This is a genomic window from Kitasatospora sp. NPDC017646 (genome assembly GCF_044329365.1).
In the GTDB taxonomy this organism is placed as follows: Bacteria; Actinomycetota; Actinomycetes; order Streptomycetales; family Streptomycetaceae; genus Kitasatospora.
The window spans coordinates 424,818-444,341 of record NZ_JBIRJC010000001.1 but is presented as its reverse complement, the minus strand read 5'-3'; the positions used below and the strand labels follow the sequence as shown (position 1 = coordinate 444,341).

Here is a 19,524-nt window from a genome sequence, read left to right as displayed (position 1 = left end):
AAGTCCTTGTCGCTGGACCGGCGGTGGAACCGGTTCGATGGTTCCGGCGGTTGGCACTACGATGCGCAGCGACGTTTTCCGGCCGATCGACGGGGGATCCGAATCCGGCTTCCCGCTGGTCGGCCCGGTGCCGCCGCTGGAGACGGCCGAGCGGATCGCCGCCAACGGCGTGCACCGGCTGGGCTTCTACGGCGGGCTGGACCACATCCTCCCGCAGGCGGAGTGGCAGGAGGCCGAGCGGCGGCTGACCGACGCGAAGGTCGGGCACGAGCTGGTCACCTACCCGGGCGCCCGGTACGGCTTCGCGGCCGACCGCCCGGAGGACCACGACGCCGCCGCGACCGCCGACGCCTGGCGGCGCGTCCACCAGGCGCTGGCCGAGCGGCTGTAGTCCTCGCGGCACCGAACCGCCCTGGGGGACCAGTCCGTTGAAAGCATCGAGCGTGCCCCGACGCCAGGCGCCGGGGCACGCTCGGGGCGGCCGTCAGTGGAGGACGTCCAGAGTGTTGGTCGCGTTGTCGACGAAGTAGACGGCGTCCCGGTCCAGGTCCACCGCGAGGCCGAACAGGGCGCCGGCGCCGGGCGGGTTGCCGCTGCTGTCGAGCGTCCGGACCGCGACCTGGTCGCCCGCCGGGGTGGTCTCGACGATGTTGCCGTCCCCGGCGTTCACCGTGAGGATGTCGCCGCCGGGGGCGATGGCGAGGCCGAGCGGGGCGTTGAGGTGGGTGTCGCTGGTGACCACCGTGCCGGTGAAGGCGTCGCTTTCGCGGTGGAGGGCGTCGGGGATCGCGGTGATCCGGTTGCCGACGGTGTCCGCCACGTAAAGGATGTCGTCGTGGCCGAGGCCGACGCCGGTCGGGCCGACCACCAGCGCGTTGGGGTCGGTCCGTTCGCCGAAGCCGGAGCCGATCACGGTGGTCGCGATCCGCCGCGGCGGCTGGTCACCCTGCCGGCACAGGGTGATCCGCAGCACCGTGCCCTGGTCGACCTCGGCGCCGCCACCGGCCACCGTGCCGTTGAGCACGTTGGTGACGAACAACTCGTCGCGGTCGCCGTGGCTGACGGCCGTCATGTCCCACGGGCCGTTGATGCCGTCCCCGGCGATGGTCTCCCGGACCGTGCCGTTGCTGTCCAGCACCAGCAGGCAGCCGGCCTGAGCGGTGGCGGAGGTGCCGTCCGCGGTGGGCAGGCTGCCGACCACGACCCAGCCGCCGGGCAGGACGGTCAGGGCGGTGGTGAGCCCGACCCCGCCGGGGCAGGGGCCGGGCAGGTGCGCCGGGTCGATCCGGGCGAACAGGCTGGTGGTGCCGTCCGGGCTCACCTGCACCAGGGTGGTGCCGGTGCCCTGCTGGTTCAGGTTGTCGTTGAAGTTGCTGACCAGGACGTTGCCGCGGTGCAGCCGGCCCTCGCTGTGCCGGATGGTGAACGTGCCGTACGGGTTGACGTCCCCGTTGCCCGGCACGGTGGAGGCGATCTGGGTGATGGTGTGCAGCGGGCCGAGGAAGGGGGCCCGGGCGTCGGCCCCGCCGGAGGCGGTGGCACCGAACAGCAGCGTGGCGGTGGCGGCGACGCCGACCCGCGCCCAGTGCCTGGTCCGGAGGCCGCGCGCGACCGGCGGACACGAAGAGTGAGGTTTCATGACTCCACGTTAGGTCGCTGACGGAGCATCCCGCACGGAAGCCTGGGCCGATGGTGGGTCGTGGACGACCGTGACCGACGGGGCGCCGGGTCGGCCGGCGGTGGCGCGCGGGCCGTGCCGACGCAACAGGACGGCCGCCTCCCGGTCGGTGACCTCGTGGAACTCGCCGTACCAGGGCCCGGCGGCGTGCGCGTAGAGCGGCAGGTGGAGGCAGACCAGGGCGTCGACGTCCCGGCGCAGCTCGTCGGCGAGCCGGGCGTCGCACAGCGGCGCCGCGAGGAGCAGCCGGTCGGGGCGGTCGTCGAGCAGGGCGCGGACGGCGGTGCGCGCGGTGAGGGCGTCGGTCAGGCCGTCGGAGACCAGGACGACGGTGCGCCCCTGGACGCACAACGGTGCCCGGCCGCCCCGGTAGAGCGCCTCGCGGCGGCGCACCTCGGCGCGTTCGCGCTTGACGCTCTCGCCGACCTCGGCGGGGGTGACGCCGAGGACCTTGAGCGATTCGCGGTCGAAGAGCGGCGGGTCGCCGTCGGCGATCGCCCCGACCGGGCGGTCGTAGCCGGGTACGGTCAGCTGCCGGACCACGGTGGCGTCGAGCGGGGCGTCCAGCGTCGCGGCGACCACCGCCGCGACCGGAAGCCCGCCGGGGGCCAGGCCGAGCACGACCAGCCGGCCGTCGGACCGGTCGCCGACGCACCGCAGGAGCGCCTGGGCGAGTTGGTGTCCGGCGGCGCTTCGGTCGAGGAATCTCACGGGCATGTCCTTCTCCTGGCTCGGCCGGCCGCGCGCCGCGGTCCCGCCGGGTCACGCCGCGCTCCGCGTGGTTCGTGCGGCGAGGACGGTGGTCCTGCCCGCCGGGACGGCCCGGCACCGGCGCGGCGACAGGCGGTGGGGAGCCGGTACTCCTCGTCCCGGTGGCGGTGCGGGCGATGACGGTCCTCGGCCCGCGGGCGCGGTCCCTCGTTCGGGTCCCGAGGTCAGTGGTTGGGGTCGGCGGCGCTGATGCCGGCGAGCGCCGAGTCGGGGTCCCGCTCCCTCGCGAGGTCGCCGATCGAGACCACACCCACTGCCCGTCCGTCGTCGAGCACCGGCAGGCGGCGCAGGGCGTGCCGGCGCATCAGCTCGACGGCCCGCTCGACGTCGTCGTCCGGGGCGACGGAGGCCAGTTCTGAGCTGCACCCGTCGCCGACGTTCGTACCGTCCGGGTCCCTGCCGGCGGCGAGCACCCGGACCACCAGGTCCCGGTCGGTGACCAGACCGCACAGCCGGCCGTCGCCCGACACGTCGTCCGAGACCAGGACGTCCCCGACGGCGGTGGCGCGCATCCAGCGGGCGGCGTCGCGCACCGAGGCCAGCCGTGGGACGGTGATCGGGGCGGCCGTCGTGATCTCCTTGATCTTCCGGGTCATCGCGTCCTCCAGGACGATCGGGTACACAGCCCCGCCGGGGCCCCCGCGACGGCGCGTCTGCCCGGCGGCGGACCGGGGAAACCAGCGGTACGGGCCGGCGGGACCAGCTTCGGCGAGCCCGGAATCCCACTTGTTTGACCCGCCGCCGCCGGGCATACGCAGGGGTGGGACACGCGGACCGGCGGGTCGGTGCGCGCGTACGGCGGCAGGCCCGCGAGTCGGAGAGCAGCGATCGGAAACGGCCATGAACGACCACGACCAGGAATCCACTTCGTCAGCCCCGTCGACGGGCACGGCCCTGCTGCTGCGCCCGGTGGAGTCGGTCGCCTTCGCCGTGCGGCGCGTGCCGGGCGTCGGGACCGTCAGCGGGATGGTCGACGGCGTGCTGGACACCGTCGGCCTCGTGTCGCCCCGGGCCCGCCGGATCGCCGCCTACACCGGCGCCGGGCTGCTCGGAGCGCTGGGCGCGGTCGAGTGGCCGGTGGCCGCGGCCGGCGCCGCCGCCGTCTGGCTGACCCAGGCGCGGCCCGTGGGCGCTGCCGGGGCCGCCCCCTCGCCTGCCCGGGCGGGTGGGCCCGCAGGGAAAACCGGTCCGACCGGTCCGACCGGACCGACCGAACCGACCGAACCGACCGAACCGGCTGTACCGGCTGTACCGGCAGAATCCGCCGAACCGGACAGGACGGTGGAGCCGAGCAAACCGAAGGCCCCGTCGGCGGGCAGCACGCCGGCCGCGGTGCCCATGTCGAAGGCCTCGCGGCCGGGCGCCAAGGCGCCGAGCCGACCCGGTACGTCCGCCGGGTCCGCCGGGTCGTCCCGGCGGAAGCCGGCTGACGCGGCCGATCGGGGCTGAGCCGTGGTGCTACGCAGACTGGCCCGACTACCGGCGATGGGCCTCGGGCTGACCGTGGCCGTGCCGGTGGTCCTCGCGCGCTCCGCCGTGCCCACAGCCCGCGCCGCCGCCCGGGTGGCCGTCGAGGCCGGGCGCGTCGGAGCCCGCACCACCGTCCGCACCGCCACGTCGGCCACCGGGACGGCGACCCGGGTGGGCCGGGTCGCCCGGAGCGCGGCCGAGGCGGGTACGGGCTACTGGCACGCGGGCTCGCGGATCCAGCTGCCGCTGCGCCCCCGGGCCGCCGGTACGGCGCACAACGTCGAGGCGGCGGCCCGGAAGGTGGCGCTCGGACTGGCCGCGAGGCCGGACGTGATCGCCGCCTACTGGGACGGCGGCCTCGCCCGGCTGGTGGTGCAGCTGACCCAGGACGCGGCCACCGACCGCGTGGTGGAGCGGGCCACCGAACTCGCCGCCGGACAGCGACTGGAGCGGGTGGACCAGGACGTCCTGGAATCCGTGCACCCCGGACGGTCCGGCAGCATCCGCGAGCAGGCGATCGCCCTGGGCTGCGACGGAGTGGGCCTCGCCACGGCCGTGGCGGCGCACGCGGTCCCGCTGGGCACCGGGCCCCGGCTGGCCACCGCGCTGGTCTCCCTGGTCCGCGAGGACCCGGACGTCCGCGCACTGCTGCGCCGCCGGTTCGGTGACACCGGCTCCGACCTGGTGATGGCGGCGGTGGGCGCCGCGGCGTACGGCGTCGGACAGTCGCCCACCGCGCTGGCCCTGGACGCGCTGCTGCGGACGGGCCGGCTGATGGAGACGATCGCGGGCGCCGCCGCCTTCGACGCCGCGCACGACACGGTCTGTGCGCAGGGGCGGCTGAGCGTGGCGGCCGCGGGAACCGCCCGGCCCGCGCTGCGGCCGCTGCCGGGCGAGGAGTTCGCGGACCAGGCGGTCGGCAGCACCCTGCTCGGCACGGCCGCGGCGCTGCTGTTCACCCGCAACGTGGCGGAGGCCGCCGAGGGCCTGGTGGCGGGCAACCCGAAGGCCGCGCGCTACGGCCCGGCCGCGTTCACCAGCGCGCTGGGCACCGCTCTCGCCCGCGAGGGTGTCCTGGTCCGCAGCCTGGAGCGGCTGCGCCGGCTGGAGCTGGTGGACACCGTGGTACTGCACCCCGACTCGCTGCGCGGCACGGGCAGGACGGTCCTGGAGGTCCACCCCACCGTGCCCGACTGGGACCACGACCGGCTCTGGCAGGCCGCCGTCGCGGCCCTGGAGCGGCCCGAGGCGGAACTCCGGCTGCGGCCGGTGCCGGACCAGTCCGAGCAGCCGGACGCCGGGACGGGCCTGCTGGTCGCGGCCGCCGGGGGCGTGGACGTCGGCACGGTCCTGGTCGGACGCGAGATCGCCCCGGTCGCCGAGGCCGCGCTGGACGCCGCCCGCCGTGCCGGACTGCACGTCGTGGTGGCCGATGACGGAACGCTCGGCGACTTCGGTACGCTGGCGGACCGACTCCTCGGCGCGGAGCGCTCGTTGGCCGACCAGGTGCGCGAACTCCAGCGCGCGGGACGGGTGGTGCTCACCGTCGCCCGCGTTCCGGCGGGTGAGGGCGCCGAGTTGACGGACTGTGCCCGCGAACTGCTCGGCGGACTGCTGCGCGGCGACCTCGCGGTCGCGGTCACCGACGCGGACAGCGCGGTGGTGTGGGGCGCCGACCTCCTGCTGCTGAACGGGCTCGACCCCGTCTGGCGGCTGCTGACCGCGATCCCCGCCGCCCGCACCGTCGCCCGCCACTCCAAGATCCTCGCCGAGGCGAGCGCCGCCCTGTCCGGCCTCCTGGTCGTCACCCGGGGCCGGCGGCCGCATAGCACCCTGCCGGTCGCCGCCCGGCTCTCGCCCGTGAACGTGGCGACCGTCGCGGCCCTGGTCTCGGCCTGGCGGGCCGCCCTGCGGGTCGGCATCCGCAGCGCGCCCCATCCGCCGCCGCGCGTCCCCTGGCACGCGCTCGCGCCCAAGGAGGCTGTGGCCCGGCTCAAGGCCGTCCGCCGCCCGGCGCGTCCCGACGGGCCGTGGGTCCGGCAACTGTTCACCGCCTACCCGTCGCTGCGCCGGGCGGGCCGGCTGGTCGGCGCGGTGCGTGCGGAACTCGACGATCCCCTGACGCCGGTCCTGCTCGTCGGGGCGACCGCCTCCGCCCTGCTGGGATCGACCGTGGACGCGGCGTTGGTCGCCGGAGCCCTGACGATGAACGCGCTGATCGGTGCCTTCCAGCGGCTGCGGTCCGAACGTGCGCTGTCGGCACTCGAAGTGACGCAGCACCAGCAGGCCACCGTGGTCGACGGCGAGCGGACCCGGAGGATCGGCGCCGCCCAGCTGAGGCCCGGTCAGGTGATCGAGCTGAGCACCGGCGAGGTGGTGCCCGCCGACGCCCGGCTGATCGAACTGGACGAGCTCGAAGTGGACGAGTCCGCGCTGACCGGTGAGTCCCTCCCGGTCACGAAGCAGCTGGCCGCCACCCCCGAGGCGACGGTCGCCGACCGCCGCTGCATGGTCTTCGAGGGCACCACCGTGGTGGCCGGGCACGCCCGGGCCGCCGTCGTCGGCACCGGGGAGGACACCGAGGCCGGACGGGCCGCGCACCTCGCCGCCCGCACCCCACCCGCCGGGGGAGTCCAGGCCCGGCTGCGCGAACTGACCGACCGCAGCCTGCCGTTCACCCTGCTCGGCGGGGCCGCCGTCGCGGGTCTGGCGGTACTGCGCGGGCACCCGGTGCGCGAGGCCGTCCGGGGCGGGCTGGCCGTCGCGGTGGCCGCCGTGCCGGAGGGCCTGCCGCTGGTGGCCACGGTCGCCCAGCTGGCCGCCGCCCGCAGGCTCAGCAGCCAGGGCGTGCTGGTCCGCACCCCGCGCGCCCTGGAGGCGCTCGGCCGGATGGACACCGTCTGCTTCGACAAGACCGGCACCCTGACCGAGAACCGGCTGCGGGTGACCCGCGTCGCCATGGCCGACGGCGCCCGCTACCCGGCCGACGATCCCGCGGCCGTCACCGTCCTGCGGACGGCGGCCCGCGCCTGCCCGCCGGCCGACGACGGCAGGACCGTGCACGCCCACTCCACCGACGAGGCGGTGCTCGCCGCCGCGCCGGACGACTTCGGCTGGACCCCCGCCCAGACGCTGCCCTTCGAGGCCAGCCGCGGCTACGCCGCCGCCACCGGGACGGAGGAGGACGGCCGGGCCCTGCTGGTGGTGAAGGGCGCGCCCGAAGCCGTGCTGCCGGCCTGCGGTGGCGCCGGGGAGGACGGGGACGCGACCGTGGCGGCCCTGGGCGCGGACGGCCTGCGAGTCCTCGCCGTCGCGCTGCGACCGCTCGCCGACGGTGACGAGGAGGCGCTCGACCGGCCGTTGGAGGGCCTGGAGCTGGCGGGCTTCGTCGCGCTGGCCGACACCCCGCGCCCCGGATCCGCGGCGCTCATCGAGGGTCTGCGCCGGACCGGCGTGCGGCCCGTCATGCTCACCGGCGACCACCCGGCCACGGCCCGCGCGGTCGCCCTCGCCCTCGGCTGGCCCGAGGACCTGCCCCTGGCCACCGGCGACGAGCTGGCCGGCCTCGACCGCACCGGCCGCGTCCGAGTGCTCGGCGACTGCGACGTGGTCGCCCGGGTCGCCCCCGAGCAGAAGGTGCTGGTGGTCGAGGCACTTCGGGAATCGGGACGGGTGGTGGCGATGGTCGGGGACGGCGCCAACGACGCCGCCGCCATCCGCACCGCCGACATCGGGATCGGGATCGCCGCCCGCGGCTCGGCGGCCGCCCGCAACGCGGCCGACCTGGTGATCACCGACGACGAACTGACCGTGCTGACCGACGCGGTGGACGAGGGCCGGGCGCTGTGGCGCAGCGTCGCGGACGCGATCACCATCTTGATCGGCGGCAACGCCGGCGAGATCGGCTTCTCCCTGCTCGGCACCCTGCTGTCCGGACGCGCCCCGATGTCCACCCGGCAGATCCTGCTGGTCAACCTGCTCACCGACATGTTCCCGGCGATGGCCGTCGCGGTCACCCCGCGGGACGACCCGCCGGACGGGGAGACCACCCGGCGGGTGGGCACGGCCGCGCTGGACGCCCCGCTCGCCCGGCAGATCCGGCACCGCGGCCTGGTGACCGCCCTCGGCGCGACGACCGCCTGGCTCATCGGCAGCGCCACCCCCGGCTCGGCCCGGCGCACCAGCACGATGGCCCTGTGCGGCGTGGTCGGCGCCCAGCTGGCCCAGACCCTGACCGGGCGGGCCCGCAGCCCGCTGGTGCTGGCGACGGTGCTGGGCTCCGCGGCCGCGCTCGCGGTGATCGTGCAGACGCCGGGCGTCAGCCGGTTCTTCGGCTGCACCCCGCTCGGCCCGGTGGCCTGGGCGGGCGTGGCGGCCTCGGTCGTCGTGGCCGTGGCCGCGCCACCGCTGATCCCGCAGGTCGAGCGCCTCCTGGTGGTGGCGCTGGCCCGGGCGGTGGCGGCCGCCCGGGGCAAGAGGTCCTGACGGGCCCGAACGACCGGGTCGGACCGAGCGCGTCCGCGCCCGGTCGTGGCGCCTACCCGACCCCGGCGTCGGCGCACCCGAGCCGCAGTCGGACCGCCAGCTGCGGGCCCTGCTCCTCCCGGCCCTGCTCCTCCACCCGGCAGAGCGCGGCGAGCGCCCGCAGCATCGTCCCGACGTGCTCGGGCGCGCCGAGCAGTTCCGCCGTGGCCTCGCCGGTCAGGGCGGGCCGTCGCGGCGGCGGCGCAGCGGCGCTCTCAACGTCGAAGGACTGCGAGGCGCTCACCGCCGGGCCCGGTACGGGGATCGCCTCGGTGCCCTCGGGCCCGGCTTCGGCGACCGTCCAGGTGCCCTCCGGGGTCAGGGTGGGCGGTACGTCCCACACGTTGCCGATGCGCGTCCGGCCACGGCCGGTGTGCGTGGGGAAGGCCGCCTCCAGGGCGTCGAGGACGGCCTCCGAGACCTCCGGTGCGCCGTCCGTCAGGCGCACGAGGACATGGCCGGCGAGCAGGGGCAGGCCCATGGCTACCTCGCTTCCTCCGTGGGTCGCGTCCGATGACCGGGGACGCACGGCACGCCGCCGGGTCTTCCCATGACCCGAACATAGCGCCGCTGCCCGACGGCCGCCGCCAGGGGCGGCCTGGCCCCGTCCGTCAGCCGATCAGGCCGAGGCGCGGCCCACCCCGGTCGTGCAGCCGCCGCAGGAAGCCGAGTACCCCGGCGGACCCGCCGGCCCAGGTGGCGCTCGGCCGGGTGAGACCCGGGTCCGGAAACACCGGGCGGGCCGGGGAGCCGCCGCTGCGGCTGAGGATGACGGCCGCGACGGTGCCGGCGGCGTCCCAGAACTCCTCGGCGCCGGAGGAGCCGGGGGAGACCGAGGAGCCGTACGCGACGGCGGTGTCCACCAGGAAGTCGCCGACGCCGGCCAGCCCGCAGCACTGGCCGACCAGCGGCATCCGCGGCGCGAGCACGGCGCAGGTGCGGGCGGCCCGGCCGGCGAGGGCCAGGTACCCGGGTTCGCCCAGCCGGTCCGCGGCCCGGACGAGCACCGCGCCGACCCCGGCCAGTCCCCGGCACCAGGAGCCGTAGCGGCGGGTGGCCCCCCGGGCGGTGGCCCGGGTGAGGAGCTCCGGGGTGACGGCGGCGAGCCGCGCGCAGGCCTGCTCGGCCCGGCGCAGGTCGGCCGGATCGCCGGTCGAACTCCCGTACTCCAGCAGGAAGTAGGCGACCCCGGCGTCGCCGTGCGCCAGCCCCTCGCGCAGGGCGGCCCTGCCGACCGTGTCGGCGCCGGCGGGCGAGAGCCGGGCCCGGCCGGTGGCCAGCATCCGGGCGCACTCGGCGGCGACGGCGAGGTGCCGGTCACGGTCCGCCGGGGAGTGCCGGGCGAGCAACAGACGGCCGACGCCGATTCCGGCGACGCCCTCGATCAGGTCCGCCTCCGGCGGTCCGCCGTCGGGCCCCCGCGTCGGCAGGGCGTCGACCCCGCTGGGAGCCGCCCCGCCCGTGCCGATGCCGGCCTCGGCGAGGAACAGTTGGACGCCGGTACGGCCCGAGTAGAAGCCCGGTGACAGGCTGCGGGACTGGTCCGCCGTCCACCGAGCCAGCGCGTCGACGGCCTCGGACACCCCGGGCCGGTGGCGGTGGTGGAGGAGCTCCAGGCCCAGGCCCGCGCTCCCGCCGTAGACGTCGACCGGTGCCGGGACGGCCGCGCGTGCGGCGAGCACCGGGTCGGCGATCCGCCGGGCCTCGGCGGCGCAGTACGCGGTGGTGTGCTCGATGATCTCCCCGAGCAGGTCGGCGTCGACCCGCGGCCGCACGGGCTCCCGGGACTGCGCCGAGGGTTTCCCGGTGCGCAGCCGGTTCGCCCCGGCGGTCCGGACGGCCGGATCGGTGCTCGTCAACTCGGCTATCAGCTGGCGGAGTTGCCGGTTCTCCTCGCCGGGAAGCGCCCAGGCCAGCCCGGCCAGGGTGCGGTCCCGGTTGACGGCGGCGTCGGCGTCGACGACGACCGGGTCCAGGCCGGTGGCGGCGAAGCCGAGGGTCGCGCCCAGCGCGTAGTAGTCGTCGGCGGGCTCGGCCGGCTGCCCGACCGGGCGCCGCACCGGCTCGCTGTAGCCGGGCGTCGCGCCGTCCGGGGCGGCGCCGTCCAGTGCGCTGATCCCGAAGTCGACCAGCCGGCACCGGCCGTCGGCGTCGAGCGCCACGTTGTCGGGCTTCAGGTCGCGGACGACCACGTCCCGGCGGTGGATGCCGTCCAGGAGCCGGAGAAGCCGGGCGGCCAGCCCGGCGAGCCGGCCGGCGTCGTAGGGGCCGTGCTCCTGCACTTCCCGCCGCAGGTCGCGGTCGCCGCAGCTGCTCATCACCAGGTACTCGTCCGAGCGGTGCCGGAAGGAGTCGAGCGCCCGGGGCACCCCGGGGAGGCCGTCGAGCGCGGCGAGGACCGCCCGCTCGTTGCGCAGCCGGTCCCGGGCGTCCGCCCCGGACTCGTCCTCGGCCACGAAGGCCCGCGCCTGCTTGACCACCACCGGCAGCCCGGTGCTCAGGTCGACCGCCCGGTAGACGTTGCCCTGCGGCTTGCGCGCGATGCCGGTGGTGACCCGGTAGCGTCCGCCGCCGAGTCCGGGGGAGGCCCGTGCCCGGGCAGCCCGCGCCGTCCCGGCCGCCCGCTGCTCGAACGGGTCCTCGGCCCACGGCGGACAGCGGTAGGAACCGGCCGCCAGTCCGTCGAAGACCCGGCCGTCCGGGCCGACCATGACGGATTCCAGCCGCCCGCCGCGGCCGGTCCGGTAGTCGCCGGTGAAGGGCCCGTAGCGGTAGTGGACCGGCGCGTCCGGATCGACCCGCCGATCGCTCACCACCGGCGGCCCCTCGCGCCCGCGTAGCACCTCGACCAGCTCCTCCGCGAGCGCGACCACCGTGCCGGGCGCCGGATACACCGTGATCGCCTTCCCGACCAGAGCCGCGCCGCGCACCCCGGAATTGAGCTCCCGCAGGACCTCCGGACCGGTCGCCCACTTGGCGTGGCAGACGTACCGCAGCAGGACCGGCCGGACGAGCCCGGTCACGGCGGCCAACTCACCGGGCCGTGCCGAGACGTGCAGCTTCCAACCGTGTTCCACCGCCGGCATCCGCGGATCGTTCAGGTACGACCAGGTGTCATCGGACCACCCGTGGCGGCCGGCGGCGGAACCGGTCAACGTCAGGAGTTGAAGTCGCAGGCGAGCCGGGTGGTCGCCGTCACCCACGGGTCGGCCAGGCACGCCGTGGCCTCGCGGTCGGCGCGGTCGTCGTCCTCGAACACGATGGTCTCGTCATCGACCAGCAGCGGACCCGCGTCGCGGATCTCTTCGATCATGGTTCCGGGCATGGGAAACCTCCAGATCTCGTGGTGCCTCCGGCGATGGTGCGGGCCGCGCGCCCTGCAACTGACGAAGTGGGCCGGGATCCCGAACCACGAAGGTAGGGAGGAACGTTCCGCCTGACAAGGGGTCAGGACGCATCAACTCCACTTCGCGAGCACATTCGTGGAGGAACCGTAAACGCGCGGCTCCGACGCGGACCGCCCTCAGCCCCCCGGGGCGAGGTAACGACGGCCCGGTATCTGTTCGAAGATCAGGTTGGTGCGGGTCTGGGCCACCGCGGGGTGGGTGGTGAGGTGGTCCACGACGAAGTCGCGCAGTGCCTCGGGGCCGGCGACGCCGACGTGCAGCAGGTAGTCGTCCGATCCGGCCATGTGGAAGACGGCCAGCACGCCGGGCAGGTCGGGGGCGGTGCTGCGGAAGCTCTCGTTCTGCTCGCGGGTGTGGGCGCGCAGCCGTACCGAGATCATCGCCTGGAGCGGCAGCCCGATCGCGGCCGGGTCGAGTTCGGCCCGGAAACCGCGGATGATGCCGCGCTCCTGGAGCGCCCGGACGCGGGCCAGGCAGGTGGAGGGGGCGATGCCGACGGCGGCCGCGAGGGCGTTGTTCGGGAGGCGGGCGTTGTCGGCCAGGGCGCGGACGATCGCCCGGTCCACGTCGTCGAGCGGCGCCCGCCGGGCCTGCGGATTGTTCGGCATGCCTGCCAGGATTCCAGCCCGTTCCGCAGATCCGCAAACCTGGTGGGGTCTCGACCGAATGTTCTTCGGAGAGGCTTCCCCGGAGCGCCCGAAAGTTCCATCCTTACCGACGGTCCTCACCGACGGTTCTCGTCGACGTCGACGTCGACGAGAACCGTCGTCTCCCTCAGCACCCCTCAGCACCCCGGAGCGCCCCGCCCATGAGCCCGACCGCCTTCACCCTCACCGAGACCGCGACCGCCGTCGACCCCGGTCCGGAGCTGGACGGCGGTGACTTCACCCTCCCCGAGGGCGGCCTGGACGACGACCGGCGGCTGCGCGCCCTCGACGCCGTGGACGAGTACCTGACCCGCAAGCGCAAGCACCTGGTCGGCTACCAGGCCACCCAGGACATGCAGGGCACCGCGCTGGACCTCGCCCGGTTCATGCCGAACAACATCAACAACCTCGGCGACCCGTTCCAGAGCGGCGGCTACAAGCCCAACACCAAGGTCGTCGAGCGGGCCGTGCTCGACTACTACGCCAGGCTCTGGCACGCCGAGCGCCCGCACGACCCGGCCGACCCGGAGTCGTACTGGGGCTACATGCTGTCCATGGGCTCGACCGAGGGCAACATGTACGCCCTCTGGAACGCCCGGGACTACCTGAGCGGCAAGGCGCTGATCCAGCCGCCGGCCGCGCCCTTCGACGGGGTGCGCTACGTCAAGGCCGACCCCGACCGGCGGAACCCGAACGCCCACCACCCGGTGGCCTTCTACTCCGAGGACACCCACTACTCCTTCGCCAAGGCCGTCGCCGTCCTCGGCGTGGAGACCTTCCACGCCGTCGGCCTGGAGAAGTACGCCGACGAGTGCCCGCTGGTCGACCCGGTGACCGGCCTGCGCACCTGGCCCACCGAGGTGCCCTCCCGCCCGGGCCCGTCCGGCCTGTCCTGGGACGGCCCCGGCGAGATAGACGTCGACGCCCTCGCCGTGCTGGTCGAGTTCTTCGCCGCCAAGGGCCACCCGGTCTTCGTCAACCTCAACCTCGGCAGCACCTTCAAGGGCGCCCACGACGACGTCCGCGCGGTCTGCGAGCGCCTCCTGCCGATCTTCGAGCGGCACGGGCTGGTGCGGCGCGAGGTGGTCTACGGCAGCTGCCCGCAGACCGGCCGCCCGCTGGTGGACGTGCGCCGCGGCTTCTGGATCCACGTGGACGGCGCACTCGGCGCCGGCTACGCCCCGTTCCTGCGGCTGGCCGCCCAGGACCCCGACGCGTACGGCTGGACACCCGAGGCGGAGCTGCCCGAGTTCGACTTCGGCCTGCGGCTGCCCACCGCCGGCCACGGCGAGGTCGACATGGTCTCCTCGATCGCGATGAGCGGCCACAAGTGGGCCGGCGCGCCGTGGCCGTGCGGCATCTACATGACCAAGGTGAAGTACCAGATCTCCCCGCCGTCCCAGCCGGACTACATCGGAGCCCCGGACACCACCTTCGCCGGCTCGCGCAACGGCTTCTCCCCGCTGATCCTCTGGGACCACCTGTCCCGGTACTCCTACCGGGACCAGGTGGAGCGGATCCGCGAGGCCCAGGAGCTCGCCGCCTACCTGGAGCGGCGGCTGACCGCCATGGAGCGCGAACTCGGCGTCGAGCTCTGGCCGGCCCGGACCCCGGGCGCCGTCACCGTACGGTTCCGCAAGCCGAGCCCGGAGCTGGTCGCCAAGTGGTCGCTGTCCTCCCAGGACGTGCTGATGGTGCCCGGCGACGAGGCCACCCGGCGCAGCTACGTGCACGTCTTCGTGATGCCCTCGGTCGACCGGGCCAAGCTGGACGCCCTGCTGGCCGACCTCGCCGAGGACCCGGCGATCCTGGGCGCTTCCTAGGGGCGGGTCAGAGGTTGGTCAGCTGGTCGCCCTCGGCGTCCTGGAGCACGTGGTCGACGCAGACCGCGAGGATGACCAGGACCAGGGCGTCCTGCTGGCTCATCACGTCCACGGCGTAGGTGTCGCGGACGGTGAACCAGCGGCGGGACACGTGCGCCAGGGTGGTGCCCTCGTGGCGGATGTCGAACTCGCGGTCCCACAGGTTGCCGTTGATCCTCAGCTTGCGGCCGTCGCCGAGGCGGACCTTGAAGCGGTCGCCGAAGAGCTTGAACAGCTTCTTGCTGACCTTCGCGGTCGGCTGCCCCTCCTGCTTGATCAGCAGGGTGTGGTGGAACGTGAAGGCCATGCGGACGATGCTCGCGACATGCTCGCCGCGGGTGTCGACCAGGGCGAAGGTGCGGCGCAGCCGGAAGAACTTCCGGTTCACGCGGTAGAGCTTCTCCCGCTGCTCGGTCTCGATCCAGGCCTCCTCGTGGAAGGCGAACATGCGGTCGCGGACCAGGTAACGCACAGTGGTTCCCCCGTGGTGGACCCGCCGGCCCCCGTGGCGCGGCGCGGCCCAGAGCGTAGCGGCTGGTCAGCGCGGGGGAGGGGCGGGGGGCGGTGCTTTTACCGGTCCGCGACATTCCGACGGCCCGGCGGTGACACCGGGCCGTCTTCCGTGGGTCTCCTCGGGGCGCCTTCCCGGGGAGCCCCGGGGGTCCTAGGCGATGCCCTGCCCGTCGATGTCGGCCCCCCACTCGTCCTCGCCGGTGGCGCCGACGCAGTAGCCGCCACCCTGGACGGTGCCGCCGTTCTCCTGGCACTGCTCGGTGGTGACGTCGCTCGGCAGGGCCCGGGCCGGGGCGGAGCCGGCGAGGACGAGCACGGCGGTGATGGCGAAGGGGACGGCCAGACGGGCCAGCGATGAAATGATCATGTGCCTTACGACAGCACGTGTCCGGGACGGTGGCGAGCCGGACGCGTCCGTTCGCGGGCAACGGAGCGTCAGCGCGGGCCGACGGCCTCCGGGGGCCAGGTGCCGGCGGCGAGGACGCCGAGGGCGTAGGCGCGGGCGACCAGGGCGGTGCGGTTGGGCAGCTGCCAGCGGCGGGAGAGACGGGTGAGGTGGTAGTTGACGCCGTCCGTGGTGAGGCCGACCTCCTTGGCGATCCGGGCGGTGGTGGCGCCACGGGCGGCCGCGGTGAGGATGCGGGCCTCGATCGGGCTGACCTCGGCGCCCGGGCCGGGTGACGGCGGGACGGGCGGGGCGGCGGGCTCGGCGAGGGTACGCAGTGAGATCAGCAGGTTCGGGGTCTCCTCCGGGGAGTCGCTGATCAGCTCGACGGTCATCTCGCCCTGCCGCTCGCGGCCGTCGGCGGGCGTCCAGGAGACCCGGGCCGGGTACTGCGAGCGGCGGTGCAGGCGGACGGCCTCGGTGAGCGCCTGGAGGGTGGCGCGGTCATGGAGGGTGAAGAACTCCAGGATCCGCTGGTGGCGCAACTGCCCCGGCAGCCGGCCGAACTCGGCGGCCATCGCGCGGTTGACGATCAGGATCCGCCCGCCGTACTCGCAGACGGCGATGGGCAGGGGCACGTGGTCCATGAGCCGCAGGACACGGTTGCGCCAGATCACCGCCGGGTCCTGCCTGGTCACGGGTGCGGGGCGGCCCTCGATCGGTCGCATGCGTCGTTCTCCTCCTGCCGCACCGGGCCAAAACTGATGGGGCGTAGACAAGTCTCCGGACGGTGCGAGTACTACACAATCATGTAGTGATCACTGTCGGGCGGCGGTCCGGGGGGCCCAGAGTGGAGGAACCGAGAAGTTTTCCGCCGTGGGAGGGACCCACCGATGACCGACACCACGACCGAAGCCGTAGCCGGGGCCAGCACCAGGACCGCCACCGAGGGCCCGACCGTCCCCGCGGTGGACATCTCCGCGCTGCCGCCGGTCAGCGTTCCGGTGCTGCGGACCATGGAGCTGGCCAGAGAGCACGGCCCGGTCTTCGTCCAGCGCCTGCACGGCCGGGAGATCCTGGTGGTCAGCAGCCTGGAGCTGGTCGAGGAACTGGCCGACGAGGAGCGCTTCACCAAGGCGGTCGGCCCGGCGCTGGAGAACGTCCGCGAGTTCACCGGGGACGGCCTGTTCACCGCCTACAACGACGAGCCGAACTGGGCCAGGGCGCACGACATCCTGATGCCCGCCTTCGCGCTCGGCTCGATGCGCACCTACCACCCGGTGATGCTGAAGGTGGCCCGCCGGGTGATCGAGGCCTGGGACCGCCGCGCGGCCGCCGGGCTGACGGTGGACGTGCCCGGCGACATGACCCGGATGACCCTGGACACCATCGGACTGGCCGGATTCGGCTTCGACTTCGGCTCCTTCGAGCGGGACGAGCCCCACCCCTTCGTCGAGGCGATGGTGCGCTGCCTGGACTGGGCGATGACCCGGCTGACCCGCAACCCGGAAGTCGACCACAGCGAGCGCGACGCCGCCTTCCGCCGGGACGCCGACTACCTGGCCGGCGTGGTGGACGAGGTGATCGCCGCCCGGGCGGAGAACGGCGCCGAGGCCGGACCGGCCGAGGACCTGCTCGGCCTGATGCTCGGCGCGGTGCACCCGGTCGACGGCACCCGGCTGGACATCGAGAACATCCGCAACCAGGTGATCACCTTCCTGATCGCCGGCCACGAGACCACCTCGGGCGCGCTGTCCTTCGCGCTGCACTACCTGGCCAAGCACCCCTCCGAACTCCGCCGGGTCCAGGAGGAGGTGGATGCGCTCTGGGGCGACCAGGCCGACCCGGAGCCCTCGTACGAGGACGTCGGTCGGCTGCGCCACACCCGCCAGGTGCTCAACGAGGCGCTGCGGCTGTGGCCGACGGCACCGCAGTTCAGCCGGGAGGCGCGCGCGGAGACCCTGCTCGGCGGCCGGATCCCGGTCCGTCCGGGCACGCCGATCTTCGTCCTGACCCCGATGCTGCACCGCGACCCGGCCTGGGGCGACAACCCGGAGCTGTTCGACTCCTCCCGGTTCGACCCCGAGTGCGAGGCGGCCCGCTCGCCGCACGCCTTCAAGCCCTTCGGCACCGGCGAACGCGCTTGCATCGGGCGGCAGTTCGCGCTGCACGAGGCGACCATGCTGCTGGGCATGCTGGTCCACCGCTACCGGCTGATCGACCACGCCGACTACCGGCTGACCCTCAAGCAGACGCTCACCATCAAGCCCGACGGGTTCACCCTCGCCCTCGCCCCGCGCACCCCCGCACCGCTGGCCCGGCCCGTCCTGCCGGCCCAGTCGGTCCGGCCGGTGCGGGCCGAGGGCGCGGCCGAGCGCTCGGAGCGCCCCGGCCGGGTCCGCCAGGGCACCGGCCTGCTGCTCCTGCACGGCTCCAACTACGGAGCCTGCCGCGACTTCAGCCGCCAACTCGCCGAAGCCGCAGCCGAACTGGGCTGCGGCACCGAGACCGCCCCGCTGGACGCGTACGCCGACGGCCTGCCCACCGACCGCCCGGTGGTGATCACCGCCGCCTCGTACAACGGCCAACCGACCGACGACGCGGCCGAGTTCTTCCGCCGCCTGGCCGAGGCCCCGGACGGCGCGGCCGACGGGGTCGAGTACGCGGTGCTCGGCATCGGCGACCGCACCTACGCCGCCACCTACCAGCGCATCCCCACCCTGGTCGACGACCGGCTCGCCGCCCTCGGCGGTACCCGGCTGCTCGCCCGCGCCGAGGCCGACGCCTCCGGCGATCTGGCCGGCACGGTACGGGAGTTCACCGAGGCCCTCGGCGACCTCCTGCTGGCGCGCTACGGCGACGCCGAGGCCGCGGCCGTCCAGCGGGAGGAGGCCGGGTACACCGTGACCGAGCTGACCGGCGGACCGCTGCACGCGCTCGCCGCCCGGCACGGCATGAGCGAGCTGACCGTCACCGCCGTCGGCAGCCTGACCGATCCCGACTACCACCGGGTGAAGCGGCTCGTCCGCCTCGCGCTGCCCGCGGGCGCCGACTACCGGACCGCCGACCACCTGACCGTGCTCCCGGCCAACGACCCGGCCCTGGTCGAGCGAGCCGCCAAGCTGCTCGGCGCGGACCTCGACACGGTGCTCAGCATCGTCGCCCACCGCCGCACCGGCCTCGCCGTCGACCGCCCGCTGACCGTACGGGAACTGCTCACCCACCACGTCGAGTTGCAGGACCGCCCCACCGCCGAGCAGCGCGCCGCGCTGGCTGCGCTCAACCCCTGCCCGCCCGAGCAGGCCGCGCTGCGGGCGCTGCCCGCGGACGACCCGCGCACCCTGTTCGACCTGGTCGAGGACCACCCGGCCCTGCGGGAGTCGCTCAGCTGGCCGGTGCTGCTGGAACTGCTGCCGCCGATCCGGCCCCGGCACTACTCGATCTCCTCCTCGCCGGCCGGCGCCGCGCTCCCGGCCGGGGGCGTACGGGAGGTCGACCTGATGGTCTCCGTGCTCAGCGCCCCGGCCCGTTCGGGCCGGGGCACCTTCCGGGGCACCGGCTCCGGCTACCTCGCCCGGGTGGGCGTCGGCGACACCGTGCTGGCCCGGGTCCAGCCCTGCCGGGAGGCGTTCCGGATCGGCCACCGCACCCCGGTGATCATGATCGCGGCGGGGACCGGCCTGGCGCCCTTCCGCGGTGCCGTCGCCGACCGCCGGGCGCTGCTCGCCCCGACCACCGAGGGTGAGGGGCTCGCTCCTGCGCTGTTGTACTTCGGCTGCGACGCCCCGGAGGCGGACTACCTGCACCGGGCCGAGCTGGAGGAGGCCGAGCGGGCCGGCGCCGTCTCGATGCGGCCCGCCTTCAGCGAGCGGCCCCAGGACGGGCGGCGGTTCGTCCAGGACCGGATCGCGGCCGAGGCCTCGGAGGTCTGGGCGCTGCTGGAGGCCGGGGCCGAGGTGTACGTGTGCGGCGACGGTGCCCGGATGGCGCCCGGCGTGCGGGAGGCCTTCCGGGCGCTCTACCGGGAGCGCACGCCGGGGGCTGACGAGCAGCGGGCCCAGGACTGGCTGCAGGGACTGATCGAGGCCGGCCGCTACGTCGAGGACGTGTACGCGGGCTGAGGGCCGTCCACCGAAGCGCGGCCACCGAAGTGCGGCCGTTGAGGTGCGGCCGCTGAGGTGTGGCGACTGGAGAACGGCCGCCCGCCCGCTGCTCGACCGGGGCAGCGGGCGGGCGGTCGGCGCGTCAGTGGATGGTGACGTCGTAC

15 protein-coding genes are annotated in these 19,524 nt (G+C 75.0%); 5 read left to right on the top strand and 10 right to left on the bottom strand.

Translation table 11 applies throughout. The annotated features are described in order from the left end of the window. Positions 1-61: 61 nt before the first annotated feature. Positions 62-391 carry a dienelactone hydrolase family protein gene (locus tag ACH4J0_RS02180; RefSeq protein ID WP_396235766.1) on the top strand — a complete coding sequence of 110 codons (330 nt, stop codon included), beginning with the start codon at positions 62-64 and terminating at the stop codon, positions 389-391. Positions 392-484: 93 nt separating this feature from the next. On the opposite strand, the gene ACH4J0_RS02175 is transcribed toward ACH4J0_RS02180, so the two are convergent. The 3 genes from ACH4J0_RS02175 to ACH4J0_RS02165 all read right to left on the bottom strand — a co-directional run bounded on the left by ACH4J0_RS02175 (position 485) and on the right by ACH4J0_RS02165 (position 3,045). After that, the gene (locus ACH4J0_RS02175; protein WP_396235765.1) at positions 485-1,639 is read right to left on the bottom strand and encodes a hypothetical protein; all 1,155 of its coding nucleotides are present in this window, start codon (positions 1,637-1,639) and stop codon (positions 485-487) included. A gap of 9 nt (positions 1,640-1,648) precedes the next feature. Further along, positions 1,649-2,395 carry a phosphoribosyltransferase gene (locus ACH4J0_RS02170; protein ID WP_396235764.1) on the bottom strand — a complete coding sequence of 249 codons (747 nt, stop codon included), beginning with the start codon at positions 2,393-2,395 and terminating at the stop codon, positions 1,649-1,651. Positions 2,396-2,613: 218 nt separating this feature from the next. Beyond that, positions 2,614-3,045 carry a CBS domain-containing protein gene (locus ACH4J0_RS02165; protein ID WP_396235763.1) on the bottom strand — a complete coding sequence of 144 codons (432 nt, stop codon included), beginning with the start codon at positions 3,043-3,045 and terminating at the stop codon, positions 2,614-2,616. 244 nt (positions 3,046-3,289) lie between these two features. On the opposite strand from ACH4J0_RS02165, the gene ACH4J0_RS02160 reads away from it, so the two are divergent. After that, positions 3,290-3,898 carry a hypothetical protein gene (locus ACH4J0_RS02160; RefSeq protein WP_396235762.1) on the top strand — a complete coding sequence of 203 codons (609 nt, stop codon included), beginning with the start codon at positions 3,290-3,292 and terminating at the stop codon, positions 3,896-3,898. 3 nt (positions 3,899-3,901) lie between these two features. Then, a complete protein-coding gene (locus ACH4J0_RS02155; RefSeq protein ID WP_396235761.1) occupies positions 3,902-8,404 on the top strand; it encodes an HAD-IC family P-type ATPase in 4,503 nt (1,500 codons plus the stop codon). Positions 8,405-8,456: 52 nt separating this feature from the next. Here the strand turns inward: ACH4J0_RS02155 and ACH4J0_RS02150 are convergent, their stop codons facing one another. From ACH4J0_RS02150 to ACH4J0_RS02135, 4 genes are all read right to left on the bottom strand, one after another. Continuing rightward, the gene (locus ACH4J0_RS02150; RefSeq protein ID WP_396235760.1) at positions 8,457-8,924 is read right to left on the bottom strand and encodes a hypothetical protein; all 468 of its coding nucleotides are present in this window, start codon (positions 8,922-8,924) and stop codon (positions 8,457-8,459) included. Between the two features lie 130 nt (positions 8,925-9,054). Continuing rightward, complete coding sequence (gene lanL / locus ACH4J0_RS02145) at positions 9,055-11,598, bottom strand: class IV lanthionine synthetase LanL (RefSeq protein ID WP_396235759.1); 2,544 nt, start codon at positions 11,596-11,598, stop codon at positions 9,055-9,057. Positions 11,599-11,600: 2 nt separating this feature from the next. Beyond that, a complete protein-coding gene (locus tag ACH4J0_RS02140) occupies positions 11,601-11,768 on the bottom strand; it encodes an SflA family class IV lanthipeptide (RefSeq protein ID WP_396235758.1) in 168 nt (55 codons plus the stop codon). Positions 11,769-11,966: 198 nt separating this feature from the next. Continuing rightward, a complete protein-coding gene (locus tag ACH4J0_RS02135) occupies positions 11,967-12,458 on the bottom strand; it encodes an Lrp/AsnC family transcriptional regulator (protein WP_396235757.1) in 492 nt (163 codons plus the stop codon). Between the two features lie 200 nt (positions 12,459-12,658). Here ACH4J0_RS02135 and ACH4J0_RS02130 point away from each other — a divergent pair, with 200 nt between their 5' ends. Continuing rightward, the gene (locus tag ACH4J0_RS02130; protein ID WP_396235756.1) at positions 12,659-14,320 is read left to right on the top strand and encodes a histidine decarboxylase; all 1,662 of its coding nucleotides are present in this window, start codon (positions 12,659-12,661) and stop codon (positions 14,318-14,320) included. Positions 14,321-14,327: 7 nt separating this feature from the next. On the opposite strand, the gene ACH4J0_RS02125 is transcribed toward ACH4J0_RS02130, so the two are convergent. The 3 genes from ACH4J0_RS02125 to ACH4J0_RS02115 all read right to left on the bottom strand — a co-directional run bounded on the left by ACH4J0_RS02125 (position 14,328) and on the right by ACH4J0_RS02115 (position 15,985). Next, positions 14,328-14,831: an LURP-one-related/scramblase family protein gene (locus ACH4J0_RS02125; RefSeq protein WP_396235755.1), complete on the bottom strand. Its 504-nt coding sequence runs from the start codon at positions 14,829-14,831 to the stop codon at positions 14,328-14,330. Between the two features lie 192 nt (positions 14,832-15,023). Then, positions 15,024-15,239 carry a hypothetical protein gene (locus ACH4J0_RS02120; RefSeq protein ID WP_396235754.1) on the bottom strand — a complete coding sequence of 72 codons (216 nt, stop codon included), beginning with the start codon at positions 15,237-15,239 and terminating at the stop codon, positions 15,024-15,026. 68 nt (positions 15,240-15,307) lie between these two features. Continuing rightward, on the bottom strand, positions 15,308-15,985 hold the full coding sequence (locus ACH4J0_RS02115) for a PAS domain-containing protein (protein ID WP_396235753.1): 678 nt from the start codon (positions 15,983-15,985) through the stop codon (positions 15,308-15,310). Between the two features lie 165 nt (positions 15,986-16,150). Between ACH4J0_RS02115 and ACH4J0_RS02110 the strand changes: the two genes are divergently transcribed. After that, positions 16,151-19,378 (top strand): bifunctional cytochrome P450/NADPH--P450 reductase, encoded by a 3,228-nt coding sequence (locus ACH4J0_RS02110; RefSeq protein WP_396235752.1) that lies wholly within the window; start codon positions 16,151-16,153, stop codon positions 19,376-19,378. Positions 19,379-19,524: the final 146 nt, after the last annotated feature.

Coding starts and splice junctions, on each gene's coding strand:
- ACH4J0_RS02110 (WP_396235752.1), top strand. CDS start 16,151: ATGACCGACACCACGACCGAAGCCGTAGCCGGGGCCAGCACCAGGACC.
- ACH4J0_RS02170 (WP_396235764.1), bottom strand. CDS start 2,395: ATGCCCGTGAGATTCCTCGACCGAAGCGCCGCCGGACACCAACTCGCC.
- ACH4J0_RS02120 (WP_396235754.1), bottom strand. CDS start 15,239: ATGATCATTTCATCGCTGGCCCGTCTGGCCGTCCCCTTCGCCATCACC.
- ACH4J0_RS02140 (WP_396235758.1), bottom strand. CDS start 11,768: ATGCCCGGAACCATGATCGAAGAGATCCGCGACGCGGGTCCGCTGCTG.
- ACH4J0_RS02160 (WP_396235762.1), top strand. CDS start 3,290: ATGAACGACCACGACCAGGAATCCACTTCGTCAGCCCCGTCGACGGGC.
- ACH4J0_RS02180 (WP_396235766.1), top strand. CDS start 62: ATGCGCAGCGACGTTTTCCGGCCGATCGACGGGGGATCCGAATCCGGC.
- ACH4J0_RS02135 (WP_396235757.1), bottom strand. CDS start 12,458: ATGCCGAACAATCCGCAGGCCCGGCGGGCGCCGCTCGACGACGTGGAC.
- ACH4J0_RS02165 (WP_396235763.1), bottom strand. CDS start 3,045: ATGACCCGGAAGATCAAGGAGATCACGACGGCCGCCCCGATCACCGTC.
- ACH4J0_RS02150 (WP_396235760.1), bottom strand. CDS start 8,924: ATGGGCCTGCCCCTGCTCGCCGGCCATGTCCTCGTGCGCCTGACGGAC.
- ACH4J0_RS02130 (WP_396235756.1), top strand. CDS start 12,659: ATGAGCCCGACCGCCTTCACCCTCACCGAGACCGCGACCGCCGTCGAC.
- ACH4J0_RS02115 (WP_396235753.1), bottom strand. CDS start 15,985: ATGCGACCGATCGAGGGCCGCCCCGCACCCGTGACCAGGCAGGACCCG.
- ACH4J0_RS02175 (WP_396235765.1), bottom strand. CDS start 1,639: ATGAAACCTCACTCTTCGTGTCCGCCGGTCGCGCGCGGCCTCCGGACC.